The sequence below is a fragment of the Herbiconiux liukaitaii genome (assembly GCF_041927495.1).
In the GTDB taxonomy this organism is placed as follows: domain Bacteria; phylum Actinomycetota; class Actinomycetes; order Actinomycetales; family Microbacteriaceae; genus Herbiconiux; species Herbiconiux liukaitaii.
Map to the genome: position 1 here is coordinate 446,973 of NZ_JBHFHG010000004.1, position 14,930 is coordinate 461,902.

A 14,930-nucleotide genomic window follows, 5' to 3' on the forward strand; every position below is an offset into this window, starting at 1 on the left:
ACCCCGTCCGGCCGCCGCATGGCTGACACGGGGTTCGCCATCGAGACGTCCGGGCTGAGCAAGCGGTTCGGGCGGGCGGCCGTCGTCGACGGGATCGATCTGGCGGTACCGCGCGGGTCCGTGTTCGGGTTCCTCGGGCCGAACGGGTCGGGCAAGACCACGACCATCCGCATGCTGCTCGGGCTCGCGTCGGCCTCCGCGGGCGACATCCGGGTGCTCGGGCAGAGCATGCCCCGGCACGTCGCCGACGTGCTCCCTTCCGTGGGTGCGCTCATCGAGGGCCCCGGCTTCTACCCGTTCCTCTCCGGTCGGGCCAACCTGCACCGCCTCGACGCGGCCGACGGATTCGCCACCGCCTCGACGCGGTCGGCCCGCGTGGAGCGGGCGCTCGAGCGCGTGGGGCTCTCCTCGGCGGCCGGCAAGAAGGTGCGCGCGTACTCGCTCGGCATGAAGCAGCGGCTCGGCATCGCCAACGCACTGCTCACCCCGCGCGAGCTCATCGTGCTCGACGAGCCCACCAACGGGCTCGATCCGCAGGGCACGCGCGAGGTGCGCTCCCTCATCCGCTCGCTCGCCGCCGAGGGCACGACGGTCTTCGTGTCGAGCCACCTGCTCTCGGAGATCGAGCAGATGTGCTCGCACGTGGCCGTCATGCGCGCCGGGCGACTCGTGGCCCAGGGCGACCTCGACGACCTCCGCCGCGCCGGCGCCACCCGCGTGCGCCTCACGGTGGCCGCCCCCGACGCCGCCACGGCCGCAGCCACCCTCACCCGCCTCACCCTCCCCGCGGTCACCGTGACCACCGACGGTGGCGTCCAGGTGAGAGATGCGGGGGCGGGCGATGCGGGGGCGGGCGATGCGGGGCCGGGCGATGCCACGCTCGAGGCGGAGCTGCCCGAGAGCGTGCCCGCCGAGGCGGTGGTGGCCGCACTCGTGGCCGGAGGCGTGCGGGTGCGAGGCTTCGCCGCCGAACGCGCCTCGCTCGAAGACCTCTTCGTGCAGCTCACAGGGGAGGGGTTCGACGTTGTCCAGTGACGCAGCACCGCAGACCGGTGACAGCACCGGAGCCGGGCCCACCAACGCCGGCGCCGGGGCGACAAGCGCCGGTACCAGCGCCGCACCCACGCGCCCCCGCCGCGCCCTCGGCTGGGGCTTCTTCCTCTCCGAGCTCGCCGTGCTCTTCCGCCGCCGTCGCACCTGGGCCATGCTGCTCGCGCTCGCCGCTGTGCCCGTGCTCATCGCGGTCGCCATCCGCCTAACCGACGACGGCAGCGGCGAGGGCGGCGGCCCCGCCTTCCTCGACCGCATCACCCAGAACGGCCTCTTCGTGGCCACCACCGCGCTCGTGGTCGCCATCCCCCTCTTCCTCCCCCTCACCGTGGGCGTCGTCGCGGGCGACTCGGTGGCGGGCGAGGCAGGAGCCGGCACGCTGCGCTACCTGCTCGTGTCGCCCGTGGGGCGCATCCGTCTGCTCGTGGTCAAGTTCGCGGCGGCGGCCGTGTTCTGCCTCGCCGCGACCCTCGCGGTGACGGCGGCCGGCATCCTCATCGGGCTCGCGCTCTTCCCCGTGGGGCCCGTGGCGCTGGTCTCGGGAGACACCGTGAGCGTGGGCGAGTCACTGCTGCGCTCGCTGCTCATCGCCCTCTACATCACCGTGGGCCTGCTCGGCCTCTCGGCGATCGGCCTCTTCATCTCCACGCTCACGGATGCCCCGGTGGGCGCGATGGCCGCCACCGTGGTGGTCTCGATCGTGGCGCAGGTGCTCGGGCAGCTCTCGCAGCTCGAGTGGCTGCATCCCTACCTCTTCAGCTACTACTGGCTCGACTTCGCCGACCTGCTGAGGCAGCCCATCGAGTGGTCGTCGTTCAGCGCCAACGCGGTGCTGCAGCTCGCCTACGTGGCCGTCTTCGGTGCCCTCGCCTACGGCCGCTTCGCCACGAAGGACATCCTCTCCTAGACCCCGCTCGGAGCGGAGCCGCCGGGCGCCCAGCCGCCAGGTGCCCAGCCGAGCAGCGGCCCGAGCTGCTCCGCGATGTCGTGCAGCAGCTGCACGTAGTCCTCGGGCTCGAATGAGAACGGCAGCGCGAACGCCACCTCCTCCACCGCCCGGAACGTGGGATCGGCCAGCAGCCGCTCGGCGATGGACGACGACGAGCCCACCAGATCGGCGGCGAACAGCATGCGCTTCGGGCCGTGCGGCACCCCCACGCGCCCGGCCCGGGACGCCACATACGCCTCGTACCGCGCACGCTGCGACGGAGTCGCCGAATCGGTCGGGATGACCACGAGCCCCTGCGACACCCGCGCCGCGGAACCGGCCGGGTGCACGCGGCGATACGCCGAGACCTGCCGCCACTGGTTGTGCGCGAAGTCGTCGCCCTCCTCGCCCTGCACCACACTCGAGGTGAGCAGGTGGAACCCGTTGGCCCCCGCCCACTCCGCCGAGGCGAGACTCCCCGCCCCGTACCAGAGCCGCGAGGCCAGCCCCGCCGAGTGCGGCTGCACGGTGTCGGCGAACACCTCGATGCCGCGAGTGCCCGAGAAGTCGCTCACGGGTGATCCGCTCACGAAGCGCCGGAAGCGCAGCAGCCGCTCGTAGCCGAACTCCTCCTGCTCGAAGGTGTCGGGATAGATGGCGTCGCGGAACGCATCGACGTTCATGGGGGTGCCGGCCGAGAACCCCGGATTGATGCGGCCGTTCGAGAGCAGGTCGACGGTGGCCAGATCCTCGGCCAGTCGGAACGGGTTCTCGAGACCGATCGGCACCACGGCCGTGCCGAGCTCGATGCGGGAGGTGCGCTGCGAGGCCGCCGCCATGACGGCGACGGGCGACGAGATGCCGTACTGCAGGTGCCGCGAGCGCAGCCACGCGCTGTCGAAGCCGAGGCGCTCGCCAAGAGCGATGGTCTCGAGGGTGGCTTCGTGCCCGGCCACCGGATCCGCGGGGTCGAACACCCCGATGGTGAGGAAGCCGAGCCGACGCAGCGGGCGGTTCGGCGGCAGGTCCAAGCCCAGCTCGTGCATGCCGAGAGCCTAGACGAGCGCCGGCACGCGCTCGTCGGCGGGCGGCGCGGGCGGCGGGGTGCCGTCGCCGAAGGGCCGACCGCCGAGCTCCGACCGGTGGTGGGGCGTGAGCCACCCGCTCGGGTCGGGGCCGAGCGGCACCACCCCGGTGGGATTGATGTCGCGGTGCACCTTGTAGTAGTGGTCCTTGATCTGGCCGAAGTCGATCGTGTCGCCGAAGCCGGGGGTCTGGAAGAGGTCGCGAGCGTAGGCCCACAGCACCGGCATCTCGCTGAGCTTCGACCGGTTGCACTTGAAGTGCCCGTGGTAGACGGCGTCGAAGCGCGCGAGCGTGGTGAAGAGGCGCACATCGGCCTCGGTGATGGTGTCGCCCACGAGGTAGCGCTGCGTCGACAACCGCTCCGACAGCTCGTCGAGACGTGTGAACAGACGGTCGTAGGCCCGCTCGTAAGCCTTCTGCGACCCCGCGAACCCGGCGCGGTACACGCCGTTGTTCACATCGCGGAAGACGCCGTCGTTGACCTCGTCGATCTCGGCCCGCAGCGCCTCCGGGTAGAGGTCGGGCGCGCCGTCGCGGTGGAACTCGCCCCACTCGGTGGAGAAGTCGAGCGTGATCTGCGGATAGTTGTTGGTCACCACACGCCCGGACGGCACGTCGACGAGCGCGGGCACGGTGATGCCGCGCGGGTAGTCGCGGAAGCGCGCGAAGTAGGCCTCCTGCAGACGCTCGATGCCGAGCACAGGATCCACTCCGCCCGGGTCGAGGTCGAAGGTCCAGCTGCGCTCGTCGTGCGTGGGGCCGGGGAGGCCCAGCGAGATCGCCTGCTCGAGGCCGAGCAGGCGGCGCACGATGACCGTGCGGTTCGCCCACGGGCAGGCCCTGGCGGCCACGAGCCGGTAGCGACCGGCCTCCACAGGCCAGCCGTCCCTTGCGTCACGGGTGATGCGGTCCTCGATGTAGTTGGTGTCGCGGTCGAACTCGCCTGGCTGCACATAGCTCATGCTCCGACCCTACGTGGGGTGCCTGAACCTCAGTACAGCAGCGCCGCCCGCTCCATGCGTCCCGACGCCTCGCCCACGAGCGACGGATCGCGCGGATCCAGACGCAGCACCTCGGTACCGTCGGCCAGCGCGTCGAGCCCCACCCAGAACACGCTCGGGCTCTCGGTGGCGCCGAAGTAGTAGTAGCGGTGGGTCAGATCCGCCCCCGCGTGCCACCACGTCGGGTACACGCCGCCGTCGCTGTAGGGCGCTCCGAAGGGCACCGAGACGTTCGAGATGAGCTGGAAGACGTTGGCGACGGCCTGCTCCGGCGTGGCCGGCTGCGGCAGGTAGTGCAGGAAGTAGGAGGCGCGCACGAACCGGTCGCTCGAGGTGATGTCGCCGGGCGGCGGCAGCTCCCCGCCGAACGGGCGGTAGTTCGCGCGGTTCGCGAGCTGCTCGTCGAGGGTGGGGGAGTTCGACATCACCGTGAACTCACGGCCGTGGTGCACCACGAGGCGGCCGTCGATCGGCTCGATGATGGCGGAGTCGCCGCTCGGATCCTCGAGCGCGATGTGCACGCCGAGCTCCTGGCCCCGGAAGAGCGGCGAGAAGATGCGCACGTCGTCGATGCGGGCGATCGCCTCGGCTACCGTGGAGAAGCTGTCGAGCAGGTACTGCACCCAGAGGGCGTTGGCCACGGCGGGCCGCCCATCCGCCTCGGGGAACGACACGTCGGCGGGGTCGAGGTAGAGGGCGTGCGCGGCGAGGCCCTTCTCGTTGAGGCCGTCGACCGTGCCGAGGCCCCACATGCTCACCACCACGCTCGAGTAGGTCGAGGTCCAGCGGAGGGCCTCCGGATCGGGTCCGCCCGTGCGGGCCGTTCCCCGCGGCACGAACCACAGCTCGGGCTCGTCGCTCACCGCCCAGTCCATGCACCTGCTCACGGTCTTCGCGACGTCGCTGGTGTTGGAGAAGATCCGAGTGCACATGCTCGGATGCTATCGGTGCAGTCCGTCGTTCGGAACGCCCCCGTCCGGGCCGTCAGCCCGCGCCGTCAGCCTGCGCCGTCAGCCCTGGCCAACACCTCAGGGGCGGCCGAGTCCGAGCCGCAGGCGCAGGCGCTCCGCCGGATCGTTCTCATCGCGAGACCCCTGCGGCGCACCGGGCGGCATCGACCCGGGGTGCAGACCCTCCGTCATGGCCACGAGCGACCCGGGGATGGCGGTGCGGGTCTGGATGGCCCAGCGGCCGTCCTTCCGCACGAAGTGGTCGGCGTAGCGGCCGGACGAGATGGCCTCCACAGCACCCTGATCGCCCCCGGAGGCGGCCCCCGAGGGCGGCATCGCGTTCGGGTTGACGCTCTGCCAGGCCAGGAAGTACGTCTCCACGAACGCCGAGTCGTCCGAGACGAACTCGATCAGGGTGTTGGTGATGTGGTGCGAGGAGAAGGCGATCTGCTCGTGCCGCCCGCGCACCCACTCGATGAATCCGTCGACGTCGCCCTGGTAGGCCCCGTGGTCGTCGTAGCCGTCGGCGTGGTAGACCTCGCGGAGCTCCTCGAGGTCGAGCCGGTCGATGGCGCGGCAGAACTGGTTCACGCGATGCTGGATCTCCAGCCGATCGTGAAGCCGATCGGCGGAGAAGCTCTCTGAGGCCACGCAGTCAGCGTACCTGGACAGCCAGACTGAACAAGAAGTAGGGTTGTGTTTAGTCTGCTTGTACACCGAGGGAGCTGTAGAGACTATGGACGGATCGAGAATCGCGGTCGTGGGCACCGGCGCCAATGGTGCGTCGATGGGCGCCGACATGGTGCGAGCCGGGCTCGATGTGACGTTCATCGAGCAGTGGCCCGCCCACGTGAAGGCCATGCGCGAGAACGGCCTCGTGGTGCACCTCCCCGACGGCAGCACCGAGACCACACCCGTGGAGGTCTTCCACTTCTGCCAGGTCGCCGAGCTGCGGCAGCCCTTCGACATCGTCTTCGTCTCGGTCAAGAGCTACGACACCCGCTGGGCCACCGAGCTCATCAAGCCGCTGCTGCACGAGACCTCCGTGGTGGTGGGGCTGCAGAACGGCATGACGATCGACGACGTGGCCGACATCGTGGGGCCGGAGCGCACTCTCGGCGCCGTGCTCGGCATCGCGGCCAACATGTTCACGCCCGGTGTGGTCGTGCGCCAGGTGGCGCCCTCCGGCACCTGGCTCACGGTGGGCACCCTCGACGGCTCGCGCACGCCCGCCCTCGAGGCCGTGGCCGACGCGCTCGGGCACGCTGGGGCCATCTCGGTGTCGGACGACATCCGCTCGTCGAAGTGGATGAAGCTCATCGCCAACATCCCCGAGATGCTGCCCTCCGCCATCCTCAACGTGCCGCTGCTCACCGCCTCCCAGGCGGAGGGCGTGCGCCCCGTCATGGACGAGGCGTCTCGCGAGGCCTACCGCGTGGCGAAGGCGCTCGGCATCACGATGGTGCCGATCTTCGGCAAGACCGCGGCCGACGTGCCCGACGACGACCAGTACGGCATCGACCTGCTCGAGTCGGTGCTCGAGTCGTACTCCCTGCCCGACACCCGGGTGGCCGTGCTGCAGGACTGGGACAAGGGCCGCAGGGCCGAGCTCGACGCGTTCAACGGCTACGTCGTGGCGAAGGCCGCCGAGCTCGGCATCCCGGTGCCCGTGAACGAGGCCATCCTGGCGATCGCCCAGCGGGTGGAGCGGGGAGAGCTCGCGCCGGACCTCTCGAACGCGAGCCTGCTCGTGGACGTGCTCGCCGCCACCCGCTGAGTCCGGCGCACGCCAAACACTGAGGCGCTCAGCGCGCGGGCGCTCCCGCCAGCTCCAGCAGCGTCGGCAGGTTGTGCAGCCCCGGTTCGAGCTCCCCGCGCTCGATGCGCCCGGCCAGCTCCACCACGGCCTCGTTCACGGGCGCCCGCCCGCCCTGCGCCCGCAGCGTCGAGGCCACGAGCCCATTGAGCTCGCCGACCTCGCTGCGCCGACCCTTCATCCAGTCCTGCAGCACCGTGGTCTTGCTGTCGGGCATCCCGAAGCCACCGAGCAGCGTGTCGAGCAGCGTCTCGACCACGGTGGCGGGGTCGCTCACCGCCGCCGGTGTCAGCCCGAAGATCGGCAGCACGGGGTTGCCGAGGCCGATCGTCGCGTCGAGCGCCTCCTGACCCGAACGCAGCATGAGCTCGCGCATCTCGGGGATGGCGGCGGCCTCGACCATCGGCAGGCCCACGATGCCGGTCGTCACGAGCGTGGTGGCGTTGCTCACGAGCTTCATCCACTTGGCCGCCCGGATGTCGTCGACCACGTCGACGGCCCCCACGAGGTCGAGCAGCGCCGTGATCTCACCGAGTCGAGACGCCGTCGCCGGGTGGATGCTGCCCACCGCGAACCACGAGCGGTCGTGCGCGGAGTGGCGCTCGACCACGCCGGGGTCGAACATCATGGAGGTGATCTCGATGACGCAGCCGATGGTGCGCTCGGGCCCCACCACGTCGGCGATCGTGTCGACGGTCATGCCGTTCTGCACTCCCACCACGAGGCCGTCGGGCGCGAGCACGGGCTTGATGAGCTCGGCGGCCCAGCGCGAGTCGTAGGCCTTCATGAGCATGAGCACGATGTCGAACGGCTCGCGCACCTCGGCCACCTGGCAGAGGTGCAGCACCCGCACGCTCTGCTGCAGCGTCTCGCCCGGCATGCGGATGGTGGCGCCGTGCTCGCGCATCGTCTCCACGTGGGCCGGCCACTGCTCGATGAGCGTCACATCGAGGCCCGCCCGGGTGAGGTCGACGCCGATCGAGGCGCCGTTGGCCCCGGCACCGAGCACCGCGATGCGGCCACCGGTCATCCGACGGCGCCCCGATCGGGCTGCCCGCTCCCGGGCGGGAGCTCGCGCAGGGCGCTCAGCACGTCGACCGCCGACTTGCGCGGGCGCTCGCCCGCGAGCGCCATGCCGTGCTCGGCGAGCAGGTCGCTGCCGTCGCCCGAGTCGTGCCGCCCGAGCACGAACCACATGCCCTGGGTCTCCTGGTCGGTGTGGTTGATGTAGATGTGCGGGCGCAGCGAGTCGAAGCACAGCGAGTCGCCCGGTCGCAGGATGTAGGTGTCGAAGTCGAGCTTGAGCGTGAGCTCGCCGTACAGGATGAAGCCGTACTCGATGCCGGAGTGCCGCATGAGCCGGCCCTCGATCGAACTCGATCCGCCGGGAGCGTAGGTGGTGATGAGCGGATCGACGATGCTGTAGCCGCCCACCGCGAGCCGCTGCCAGGTGACGCCGTTCTCCATCTCGATGGTGGGGTTGTCCTCCACCCGCTGGATGGCCGAGGCGCCGGGGTGGGCCCTCGGGAAGTCGGCACCCCGGCGGGTCACGGGATCTTCGGGAGGGATCACGTTGCCCATGACCTCGTCGATCGAGATGCCGAGGTAGGTGACGATGGCGTAGAGCGTGCTCACCGAGGGGTGGGTCTTGCCCGTCTCCACCTGCGAGAGCAGGCTCGGGGAGATGCCGACGGCCGCAGCCACGGCGCGCAGGCTCAACCGTTTCTTCTCACGCACGGCCCTGAGTCCCGGCCCGAGTTCGCTCTTCATGTGCTCTCCGTCGTCAGTTCGACATGACTCTAGCGGCCAGAACTCACGAGAGCCTCAGTGGGCACCTCCCCTTCGGTGGCCACGATCGTGCGGAGCCGGGTGAGGCGTCGCCGCCTCGAGGCCCGCACGATGAGGAAGTCGGCCACGAGCAGGAGCACGAGCAGCACGCCGAGCACGAGGTTGTTGAGGTACGACGGCGCCGCGAGGGTGGCCATGCCGGCCTGCAGCGTCCCAGTGATGGCGACACCCACGACGACGTGCCCGATGGTGCCCACGCCGCCGTAGAGGCCGATGCCGCCGATGAGCGCCGCGCCCACCGCGAGCAGCAGCAGGTCCGGGAACCCCTCGGGGGCGGCGCTGCCGCCCTTGAGGCAGGCGATCGCCCCGGCGAGCCCCGCCGTGGCTCCCGAGATGCCGAACGCGAGCGTCATGGAGCTCGTGAGCGGCACACCCGCGGCGATCGCCTCGGTGCGGGCTCCGCCGATGGCGTAGATGTGCCGGCCTGGCCTCGTGTAGGCGAGGAAGACGCCGAGGATGACGAACACGATGATGGCGATGATGCTCGACGGCGAGAAGAACATCGCGAACCGCGCGTGCAGCGGGTCGGAGATCTCGAAGTCGGTGAGCACCACGGGCGCGTTGTCGCTCGCGATGTAGGCGAAGCCGCGGATGGCGATGAGGCTGCCGGCCGTGAAGACGAGCGAGTTGATGCCGAGCTTGGCGATGAGCCAGCCCTGCAGGGCGCCCAGCACGAAGCCGCCCACGACGGCCGTGAGAATGGCGACCACGAGACCGAACTGCGCCACCTCGATGGCGATCACACCCATGAGCGCGGCCGTCGACGCCACCGAGAGGTCGAGCTCGCCCGCGATCATCGTGACCGAGAGCCCGAGGGCCACGATCCCCACGAACGCGAACGACTCGAGCACCGCGTAGACCGACGACGGACCGCTGAAGCCCTTCGAGATGATGAGGAACGTGGCGATGACGGCCACGAGGATGATGATCCGCAGCCCGTATTCCCGGGAGGTGGTGGCGAGTGCACCGCGCATCAGATGGCCTTCTTCCGGATGACGTGGAGCACGGAGACCATCACGACGACGAGCACACCCACCGCGGCGAGGCGCACTCCGTGCGAGAAGTCGTGGAGCAGCATGACCTGGCTGAAGATCGCGATCATGAGGGCTCCGAGGGCGGAGCGGAGTGGTGAGCCGAATCCGCCCTGAATGGCGGTTCCACCCACGAGCACCGCGGCGATGACGTTGGAGGTGAGGGTGGGCAGGTCGAGGGTCGTGGCCTGACCGGCCTGGGCGGCCACCACGATCCCCGAGATGGCGGTGCCGATGCCGAACACCACGAACGCCGCGATCGTGGCCGAGCGGAAGGAGACCCCGCTGAGCCTGGCTGTCTCGCGGTTGGCTCCCGCGAGCGAGATCCGGCGGCCCGTCACCGTGCGATCGATGAAGAACGTGGTGACGATGGTGAACCCGATGAAGATGTAGATCGGCAGCGGCAGCCCGAGAGGGCTCGCGAGCGCGATCCACTTCGTGTCGACGGCCGGGGCGGAGACCACGCGTCCCCCCGTCACGAGGGTGGCGAGCCCGAAGATGATGGCGCCGGCCGCGAGCGTGGTGATCATGGGGTTGAGGCCGAGCGCCACGAAGGCCCCCTGCGCGAACCCGGTGGCGGCGAGGATGAGCACGACCAGCAGGATGGTGATGGGCAGCGGCACCCCCACCGCGAGCAGCGGGAAGAAGATCACGGCCGCGAGCATCGCCTGCTGCGTGACCGCGAGCGAGACGAGGTTGCCCGAGAGGGTCACTGGCGTGAGGCCGACCGCCGCGATGCCGATGACGGCGGTGTTGATGAGGATGCCGCGCAGGTTCTCGAACGAGAGGAATCCCGGCGTGGTCGCGGTCGCGATCACCAGGGTGAGCACGAGCAGCAGCGGCAGCGACCAGGTGATCACGAACTCGGCCCCGCGGCGAGACGGAGCGGGAGGACCCGCCGCGGCGACGGGCGCCGTCTCCAACTGTGTGCTCACTTCTCGCTCCTGTTCATGACGGCCGCCACGAGGGCGTCCTCCGTCCATTCGTCGGCGGGCCGCACGCCCACCATCTCGCCGTGGTAGAAGGTCGCGATGGTGTCCGAGAGGCCGTGGATCTCGTTGGTGTCCGAGCTCGAGACCACGACCGTCATCCCCTGCTCGCAGAGCCCGCGCAGCTTGGCGTAGATGTCGGAGCGCGCCCCCACGTCGACGCCCCGCGTGGGCTCCTCCACGAGGAAGAGCGTGGGGTCGTTGCCGAGCCACTTGGCGAGCGCGACCTTCTGCTGGTTGCCGCCGGAGAGCTTGCCCACGCTCGAGCCGAGGCGCTTGCTGTCGATGGCGAACGCCGTGGCGAGCGCTTCGGCGGCCGTGCGCTCCCTCCTCGTGCTCACGGTGCCCGCGGTCGAGACCGACGAGAGCCACGAGGAGGAGAGGTTCCTCACGATCGAGAGCCCGGAGAAGATGCCGCTGCGCTTGCGATCGGGGGAGCAGTAGGTGATGCCGGCGGCGAGGCCCTTCGAGCGGTCCTTCGCATTCAGCGGCGATCCGTCGACCGAGACGACACCGCCGAGGATGGGCGTCTCGCTCGCGAGCGCCTTGACCACGAGGTCGGCGCCCGAGCCCAGCTGGCCCGTGAGGCCGAGGATCTCGCCGCGGCGGGCGCGGAGCGACACGGGGGCGTTGAGGCCCGAGATCACGACGTCGTCGAGCACGAGTCGCTCGTCGCCCGAGACGGGCCGCCGCTCGGGGTACATGCTCTCGAGCTTGCGGCCGAGCATCATCTGGATGACGCCGGCCACGTCGATGTCGCCGATCTCCACGCTCGGCAGGCTGCGGCCGTTGCGGAAGATGCTCACCCGGTCGGCGATCGCGAAGACCTCCGGCAGGCGGTGGGTCACGTAGACCACGCTGATGCCCTTGCCGGCGAGCTTGCGCACCACCGCGAGCACCTTCTCCGTCTCGGCATCCGAGAGGGCGGCGGTCGGCTCGTCGAAGATGACGACCCTCGCCTCTCTCGCGAGCACCCTCGCGACCTCGAGCAGCTGCATCTCGGCCACCGAGAGCTCCTCCACCTTGGTCGAGGGGTCGATGTGACCGAGGCCCACCTCGGCGAGCAGCTCCTTCGCCTCGGTGCGCAGGCGACCCCTCGTCCAGAAGAACGGGGAGTGCGCCTTGCCGAGCACGAGGTTCTCGGCCACCGAGAGGGTGCCCACGGTGCTGTATTCCTGCTGCACCACGGCGATCCCGGCAGCCTGCGAGCGGGCGCTCGACGAGAGGGAGACGACCTCGCCGTCCATCGTGATGGTGCCCGTGTCGGGCGTCACGAGGCCGGAGAGCACCTTCACGAGGGTGCTCTTGCCCGCCCCGTTCTCACCGAGCAGTGCCACCACCTCGCCCGGCTTGAGGTCGAACTCCACGTCGATCAGAGCCTGCACGGCGCCGTAGCGCTTGCTGAGCCCCGAAGCCACCAGTCGCGGCTGCACGGGATCGCCGGTCATCACTGGCTGCCGAGCTCTTCGTAGCTGAGACCCCAGAACTCGAAGCCCTCGATGTCGGCGAGCCGGATCGGCGGGTTCGGCATGTAGGTGGTCTTGGCGGGGGCGTCGGCGGTGAGTTCCGGCTCGGTGGCCTCGAGCTCGAGGTTGACGACATCGTCGGTGACCTCACCAGAGGCCAGGTACTTCGCCACCGTCTGGATGATGAGCTTGCCCTCCACCACGGGTGACTGGATGACGGCGCTGTAGACCTGGCCGTTGAGCAGCGGCGTCTTGTCGCCTGCGTCGTTGCCCGCGATCACCCAGACGTCCTCGCCGGGGGTGAGCCCGTTCTGCTCCAGGGCGGTCACGACACCCGCCGCCATCGAGAGGTTCTGCGCGAACACGAAGTCGATGCCCTCGGAGGAGAACTTGGGGATGACCTGGCTCGCGATGTCGAACGCGCCCTGAGAGTCGAAGCCGGCTGCGGTCGGCTCGCTCGCGAGCAGGTTGAAGGGGGCGTCCTCGGTGGAGGCGAGCATGCCGTCGTGGCGGTCGATGCCCGACTGGTAGCCGGCGGGGAAGGTGATCTCGATGAGGTTGCCCTCCTCGGAGTTCAGCTGCTTGCCGGCCGCGAGGGCCTCCTCGCGAGCGGCCTCGAGCATGTCGCCCGCGGTCTCACCGATGCCGTAGGCGCGCACACCGGCGTAGGCCGTGATGTACTCCTCGCCCTCGGGGAGCACGGACTGGTTGACCTGGAAGACCGGGGCGATCTGCGAGAGCAGACGGCTCGAGTTGATGCCGGCCTGCGAGTTGGAGGGCCACCAGATGAAGGCGGCGGGCACCTCGCCGGTGGCGATGAACTGCTGCACCTGCTGGTCCTGCTCGGTCTGGTCGGTCTTGTTCTCGAAGATCTTGACCTCGAAGCCGAGCTCCTCGGCCTCGGCCTTGACGGATGCGGCCTCGTCCGACTGGTAGATGGTGGCCGTCGACGGCATGAACATGACGATGGTCTGGCCGCCGCCCTCGAGCGATCCGGATCCCTCGCCGCTCGCGGCAGCTCCTGCACCCGAACCGCCACCCGATCCGCCGTCGGACGAGCAGGCCGCGAGCCCGAAGCTCATCACCGCCGTCAACCCGATCGCTGCTGCCACCCGCGCGAAACGCGATTTCGATTGCCTCATTGCAACTCCCAGTGATGTCCTAAGCGGCGTCCTCGTTGACGCTGTTTACAACTACTACACGAAGTGTGCAGCCAAGTCGATCGTTTTGCGCGACATTCGTCGAGATCGTCAATACTCGTTGGCCACGAAGAGCTCCTGGGCGGGGAACTTGGTGAGCACCACGGGGCCCTCGTCGGTCACCACGATCTCCTCCTCGATGCGCGCCGCCGAGACGCCGTCGGAGGCCGGGCAGTAGGTCTCGAGGGCGAACACCATGCCGGCTCTGAGCTCCACGGGGTTCTCCAGGCTGTTGAGCCGCGAGATGATGGGCCGCTCGTGCAGCCCGAGCCCCAGCCCGTGCGCGAACTGCAGCCCGAAGGCCTCCATCTCGCTGTCGAACCCGAACTCCTCGGCCTTCGGCAGCAGGGCCGCGATCTGGTCGGTGCCCACTCCGGGGCGGATGGCCTCGATCCCGCGGTCCATCCACTCGCGCGCCCGCTTGTAGGCGTCCCGCTGCACCGTGGTGGCGCTGCCGACCCCGAAGGTGCGGTAGTAGCACGTGCGGTAGCCGTTGAAGGAGTGGATGATGTCGAAGAACGCCTGATCTCCCGGGCGGATGATGCGATCCGTGAAGTTGTGGGGGTGCGGATTGCATCTCTCGCCGGAGATGGCGTTGACCGCCTCGACCTGGTCGGAGCCGAGCTCGTAGAGGCGCTTGTTCGCCAGGGCCACGATCTCGTTCTCGCGGATGCCGGGCTTCAGCACGTCCACGATGTCCTGGTAGACGCCGTCGACCATGGCGGCGGCCTGGTTGAGCAGCACGATCTCGTCCTGTGACTTGATGACGCGCGCGTCGAGCATGAGCTGCTGCGCGTCGACCACGGTGAGGCCCTGCCGCTGCATCTCGAACAGGAAGGGCGGCTCCACGATGTCGATGCCCACGGGAGCGCCGGCCACGCCCGCCTCGGCGAGCAGCCCCTTGATCTCGGTCACTGCTGCCGCCATGAGTCCGGCGTCGGGGGCCACGGCGCCGCGGAACCCGAGGAAACCGGCCCGCCAGTTCTCCTCCGGCAGCCACTTCGAGTAGAGCTTGTGGTGCTTCACCGCCGAGCCGAAGTCCCACAGCACGGGCTCGTCGTCGCGCGTGAGCAGGCAGTAGCGGATCATCTTGTCGCCGAGGGCTCCGCCGATCCAGGTGCTCGTCGTGTAGCGGATGTTGTAGAAGTCGAACAGCAGCAGCGCGCCGCAGTCGCTCGCCTCGAGGGCGGCCTTGGCCCGCTCGAGACGGTAGCGCCGGAGGCGGTCGAAGTCGACGCGCTCCTCGTAGTCGACTCCCATGTGGCCTGGGGCGGCCAGCGGGCGGGGTGCGTTCATCGGCGATCTCCGTTCTCGGCGGGCGGAGGCCGCCGCGTGAGACGCGCGGACAGCGCCCGTGCTGTCCCGCACAGTGTATGTCCAGGCTGAACACAGGGCCAGGTTCGGGGCGTCCGCGGGCGCTATTCGGAGGCCCGAGTTAGCTAAGGGTTACCTCAGTTTCTGCTCAAGATCGGCGCAGGTTCGGATCAGTATCAGGCAAGGACGACACCTCCATACGGGTGCATTGAAATTCATAGAAAGGCAGATCAGGGATTGATTGTCTCTGCC

Annotated in this window: 14 protein-coding genes; 3 read left to right on the plus strand and 11 right to left on the minus strand. The window is 69.6% G+C overall.

From position 1 onward, the window contains the following. The first annotated feature begins 18 nt into the window (after positions 1 to 18). Positions 19 to 1,035, plus strand: a complete 1,017-nt coding sequence (locus ACEXQC_RS09750) for an ABC transporter ATP-binding protein (protein WP_374821024.1) — start codon at positions 19 to 21, stop codon at positions 1,033 to 1,035. Then, positions 1,025 to 1,957 (plus strand): ABC transporter permease, encoded by a 933-nt coding sequence (locus tag ACEXQC_RS09755; RefSeq protein ID WP_374821027.1) that lies wholly within the window; start codon positions 1,025 to 1,027, stop codon positions 1,955 to 1,957. The genes ACEXQC_RS09750 and ACEXQC_RS09755 overlap by 11 nt, the downstream gene beginning before the upstream one ends. Here ACEXQC_RS09755 and ACEXQC_RS09760 read toward each other — a convergent pair. The 4 genes from ACEXQC_RS09760 to ACEXQC_RS09775 form a co-directional block, all read right to left on the minus strand. Further along, a complete protein-coding gene (locus ACEXQC_RS09760; protein WP_374821030.1) occupies positions 1,954 to 3,024 on the minus strand; it encodes an LLM class flavin-dependent oxidoreductase in 1,071 nt (356 codons plus the stop codon). The two genes, ACEXQC_RS09755 and ACEXQC_RS09760, sit on opposite strands and share 4 nt — an antisense overlap. Before the next feature lie 9 nt (positions 3,025 to 3,033). Then, positions 3,034 to 4,026, minus strand: a complete 993-nt coding sequence (locus ACEXQC_RS09765; RefSeq protein WP_374821033.1) for a glutathione S-transferase family protein — start codon at positions 4,024 to 4,026, stop codon at positions 3,034 to 3,036. A 29-nt stretch (positions 4,027 to 4,055) separates the two neighbouring features. Then, positions 4,056 to 4,997 carry a linear amide C-N hydrolase gene (locus ACEXQC_RS09770; protein ID WP_374821036.1) on the minus strand — a complete coding sequence of 314 codons (942 nt, stop codon included), beginning with the start codon at positions 4,995 to 4,997 and terminating at the stop codon, positions 4,056 to 4,058. Positions 4,998 to 5,093: 96 nt separating this feature from the next. After that, the gene (locus ACEXQC_RS09775; protein WP_374821039.1) at positions 5,094 to 5,666 is read right to left on the minus strand and encodes a nuclear transport factor 2 family protein; all 573 of its coding nucleotides are present in this window, start codon (positions 5,664 to 5,666) and stop codon (positions 5,094 to 5,096) included. An 85-nt stretch (positions 5,667 to 5,751) separates the two neighbouring features. On the opposite strand from ACEXQC_RS09775, the gene ACEXQC_RS09780 reads away from it, so the two are divergent. Then, positions 5,752 to 6,792 (plus strand): ketopantoate reductase family protein, encoded by a 1,041-nt coding sequence (locus ACEXQC_RS09780; protein ID WP_374821042.1) that lies wholly within the window; start codon positions 5,752 to 5,754, stop codon positions 6,790 to 6,792. A gap of 28 nt (positions 6,793 to 6,820) precedes the next feature. Here ACEXQC_RS09780 and ACEXQC_RS09785 read toward each other — a convergent pair whose 3' ends face one another. From ACEXQC_RS09785 to ACEXQC_RS09815, 7 genes are all read right to left on the minus strand, one after another. Next, positions 6,821 to 7,861 (minus strand): ketopantoate reductase family protein, encoded by a 1,041-nt coding sequence (locus tag ACEXQC_RS09785; protein WP_374821045.1) that lies wholly within the window; start codon positions 7,859 to 7,861, stop codon positions 6,821 to 6,823. Beyond that, positions 7,858 to 8,601: a helix-turn-helix domain-containing protein gene (locus tag ACEXQC_RS09790; RefSeq protein WP_374821048.1), complete on the minus strand. Its 744-nt coding sequence runs from the start codon at positions 8,599 to 8,601 to the stop codon at positions 7,858 to 7,860. Before ACEXQC_RS09790 ends, ACEXQC_RS09785 begins: the two co-directional genes overlap by 4 nt. 29 nt (positions 8,602 to 8,630) lie before the next feature. Beyond that, a complete protein-coding gene (locus tag ACEXQC_RS09795; protein WP_374821050.1) occupies positions 8,631 to 9,653 on the minus strand; it encodes an ABC transporter permease in 1,023 nt (340 codons plus the stop codon). Continuing rightward, a complete protein-coding gene (locus ACEXQC_RS09800) occupies positions 9,653 to 10,645 on the minus strand; it encodes an ABC transporter permease (RefSeq protein ID WP_374821053.1) in 993 nt (330 codons plus the stop codon). Before ACEXQC_RS09800 ends, ACEXQC_RS09795 begins: the two co-directional genes overlap by 1 nt. Next, a complete protein-coding gene (locus tag ACEXQC_RS09805; protein WP_374821056.1) occupies positions 10,642 to 12,147 on the minus strand; it encodes a sugar ABC transporter ATP-binding protein in 1,506 nt (501 codons plus the stop codon). The genes ACEXQC_RS09800 and ACEXQC_RS09805 overlap by 4 nt, the downstream gene beginning before the upstream one ends. Beyond that, entirely contained in the window at positions 12,147 to 13,307 is a 1,161-nt protein-coding gene (locus tag ACEXQC_RS09810) for a sugar ABC transporter substrate-binding protein (protein ID WP_374821059.1), read from the minus strand. Before ACEXQC_RS09810 ends, ACEXQC_RS09805 begins: the two co-directional genes overlap by 1 nt. Positions 13,308 to 13,415: 108 nt before the next feature. After that, the gene (locus ACEXQC_RS09815; RefSeq protein ID WP_374821062.1) at positions 13,416 to 14,660 is read right to left on the minus strand and encodes a M24 family metallopeptidase; all 1,245 of its coding nucleotides are present in this window, start codon (positions 14,658 to 14,660) and stop codon (positions 13,416 to 13,418) included. Positions 14,661 to 14,930: the final 270 nt, after the last annotated feature.

Coding starts and splice junctions, on each gene's coding strand:
- ACEXQC_RS09750 (WP_374821024.1), top strand. CDS start 19: ATGGCTGACACGGGGTTCGCCATCGAGACGTCCGGGCTGAGCAAGCGG.
- ACEXQC_RS09760 (WP_374821030.1), bottom strand. CDS start 3,024: ATGCACGAGCTGGGCTTGGACCTGCCGCCGAACCGCCCGCTGCGTCGG.
- ACEXQC_RS09765 (WP_374821033.1), bottom strand. CDS start 4,026: ATGAGCTATGTGCAGCCAGGCGAGTTCGACCGCGACACCAACTACATC.
- ACEXQC_RS09770 (WP_374821036.1), bottom strand. CDS start 4,997: ATGTGCACTCGGATCTTCTCCAACACCAGCGACGTCGCGAAGACCGTG.
- ACEXQC_RS09780 (WP_374821042.1), top strand. CDS start 5,752: ATGGACGGATCGAGAATCGCGGTCGTGGGCACCGGCGCCAATGGTGCG.
- ACEXQC_RS09785 (WP_374821045.1), bottom strand. CDS start 7,861: ATGACCGGTGGCCGCATCGCGGTGCTCGGTGCCGGGGCCAACGGCGCC.
- ACEXQC_RS09790 (WP_374821048.1), bottom strand. CDS start 8,601: ATGAAGAGCGAACTCGGGCCGGGACTCAGGGCCGTGCGTGAGAAGAAA.
- ACEXQC_RS09795 (WP_374821050.1), bottom strand. CDS start 9,653: ATGCGCGGTGCACTCGCCACCACCTCCCGGGAATACGGGCTGCGGATC.
- ACEXQC_RS09805 (WP_374821056.1), bottom strand. CDS start 12,147: ATGACCGGCGATCCCGTGCAGCCGCGACTGGTGGCTTCGGGGCTCAGC.
- ACEXQC_RS09810 (WP_374821059.1), bottom strand. CDS start 13,307: ATGAGGCAATCGAAATCGCGTTTCGCGCGGGTGGCAGCAGCGATCGGG.
- ACEXQC_RS09815 (WP_374821062.1), bottom strand. CDS start 14,660: ATGAACGCACCCCGCCCGCTGGCCGCCCCAGGCCACATGGGAGTCGAC.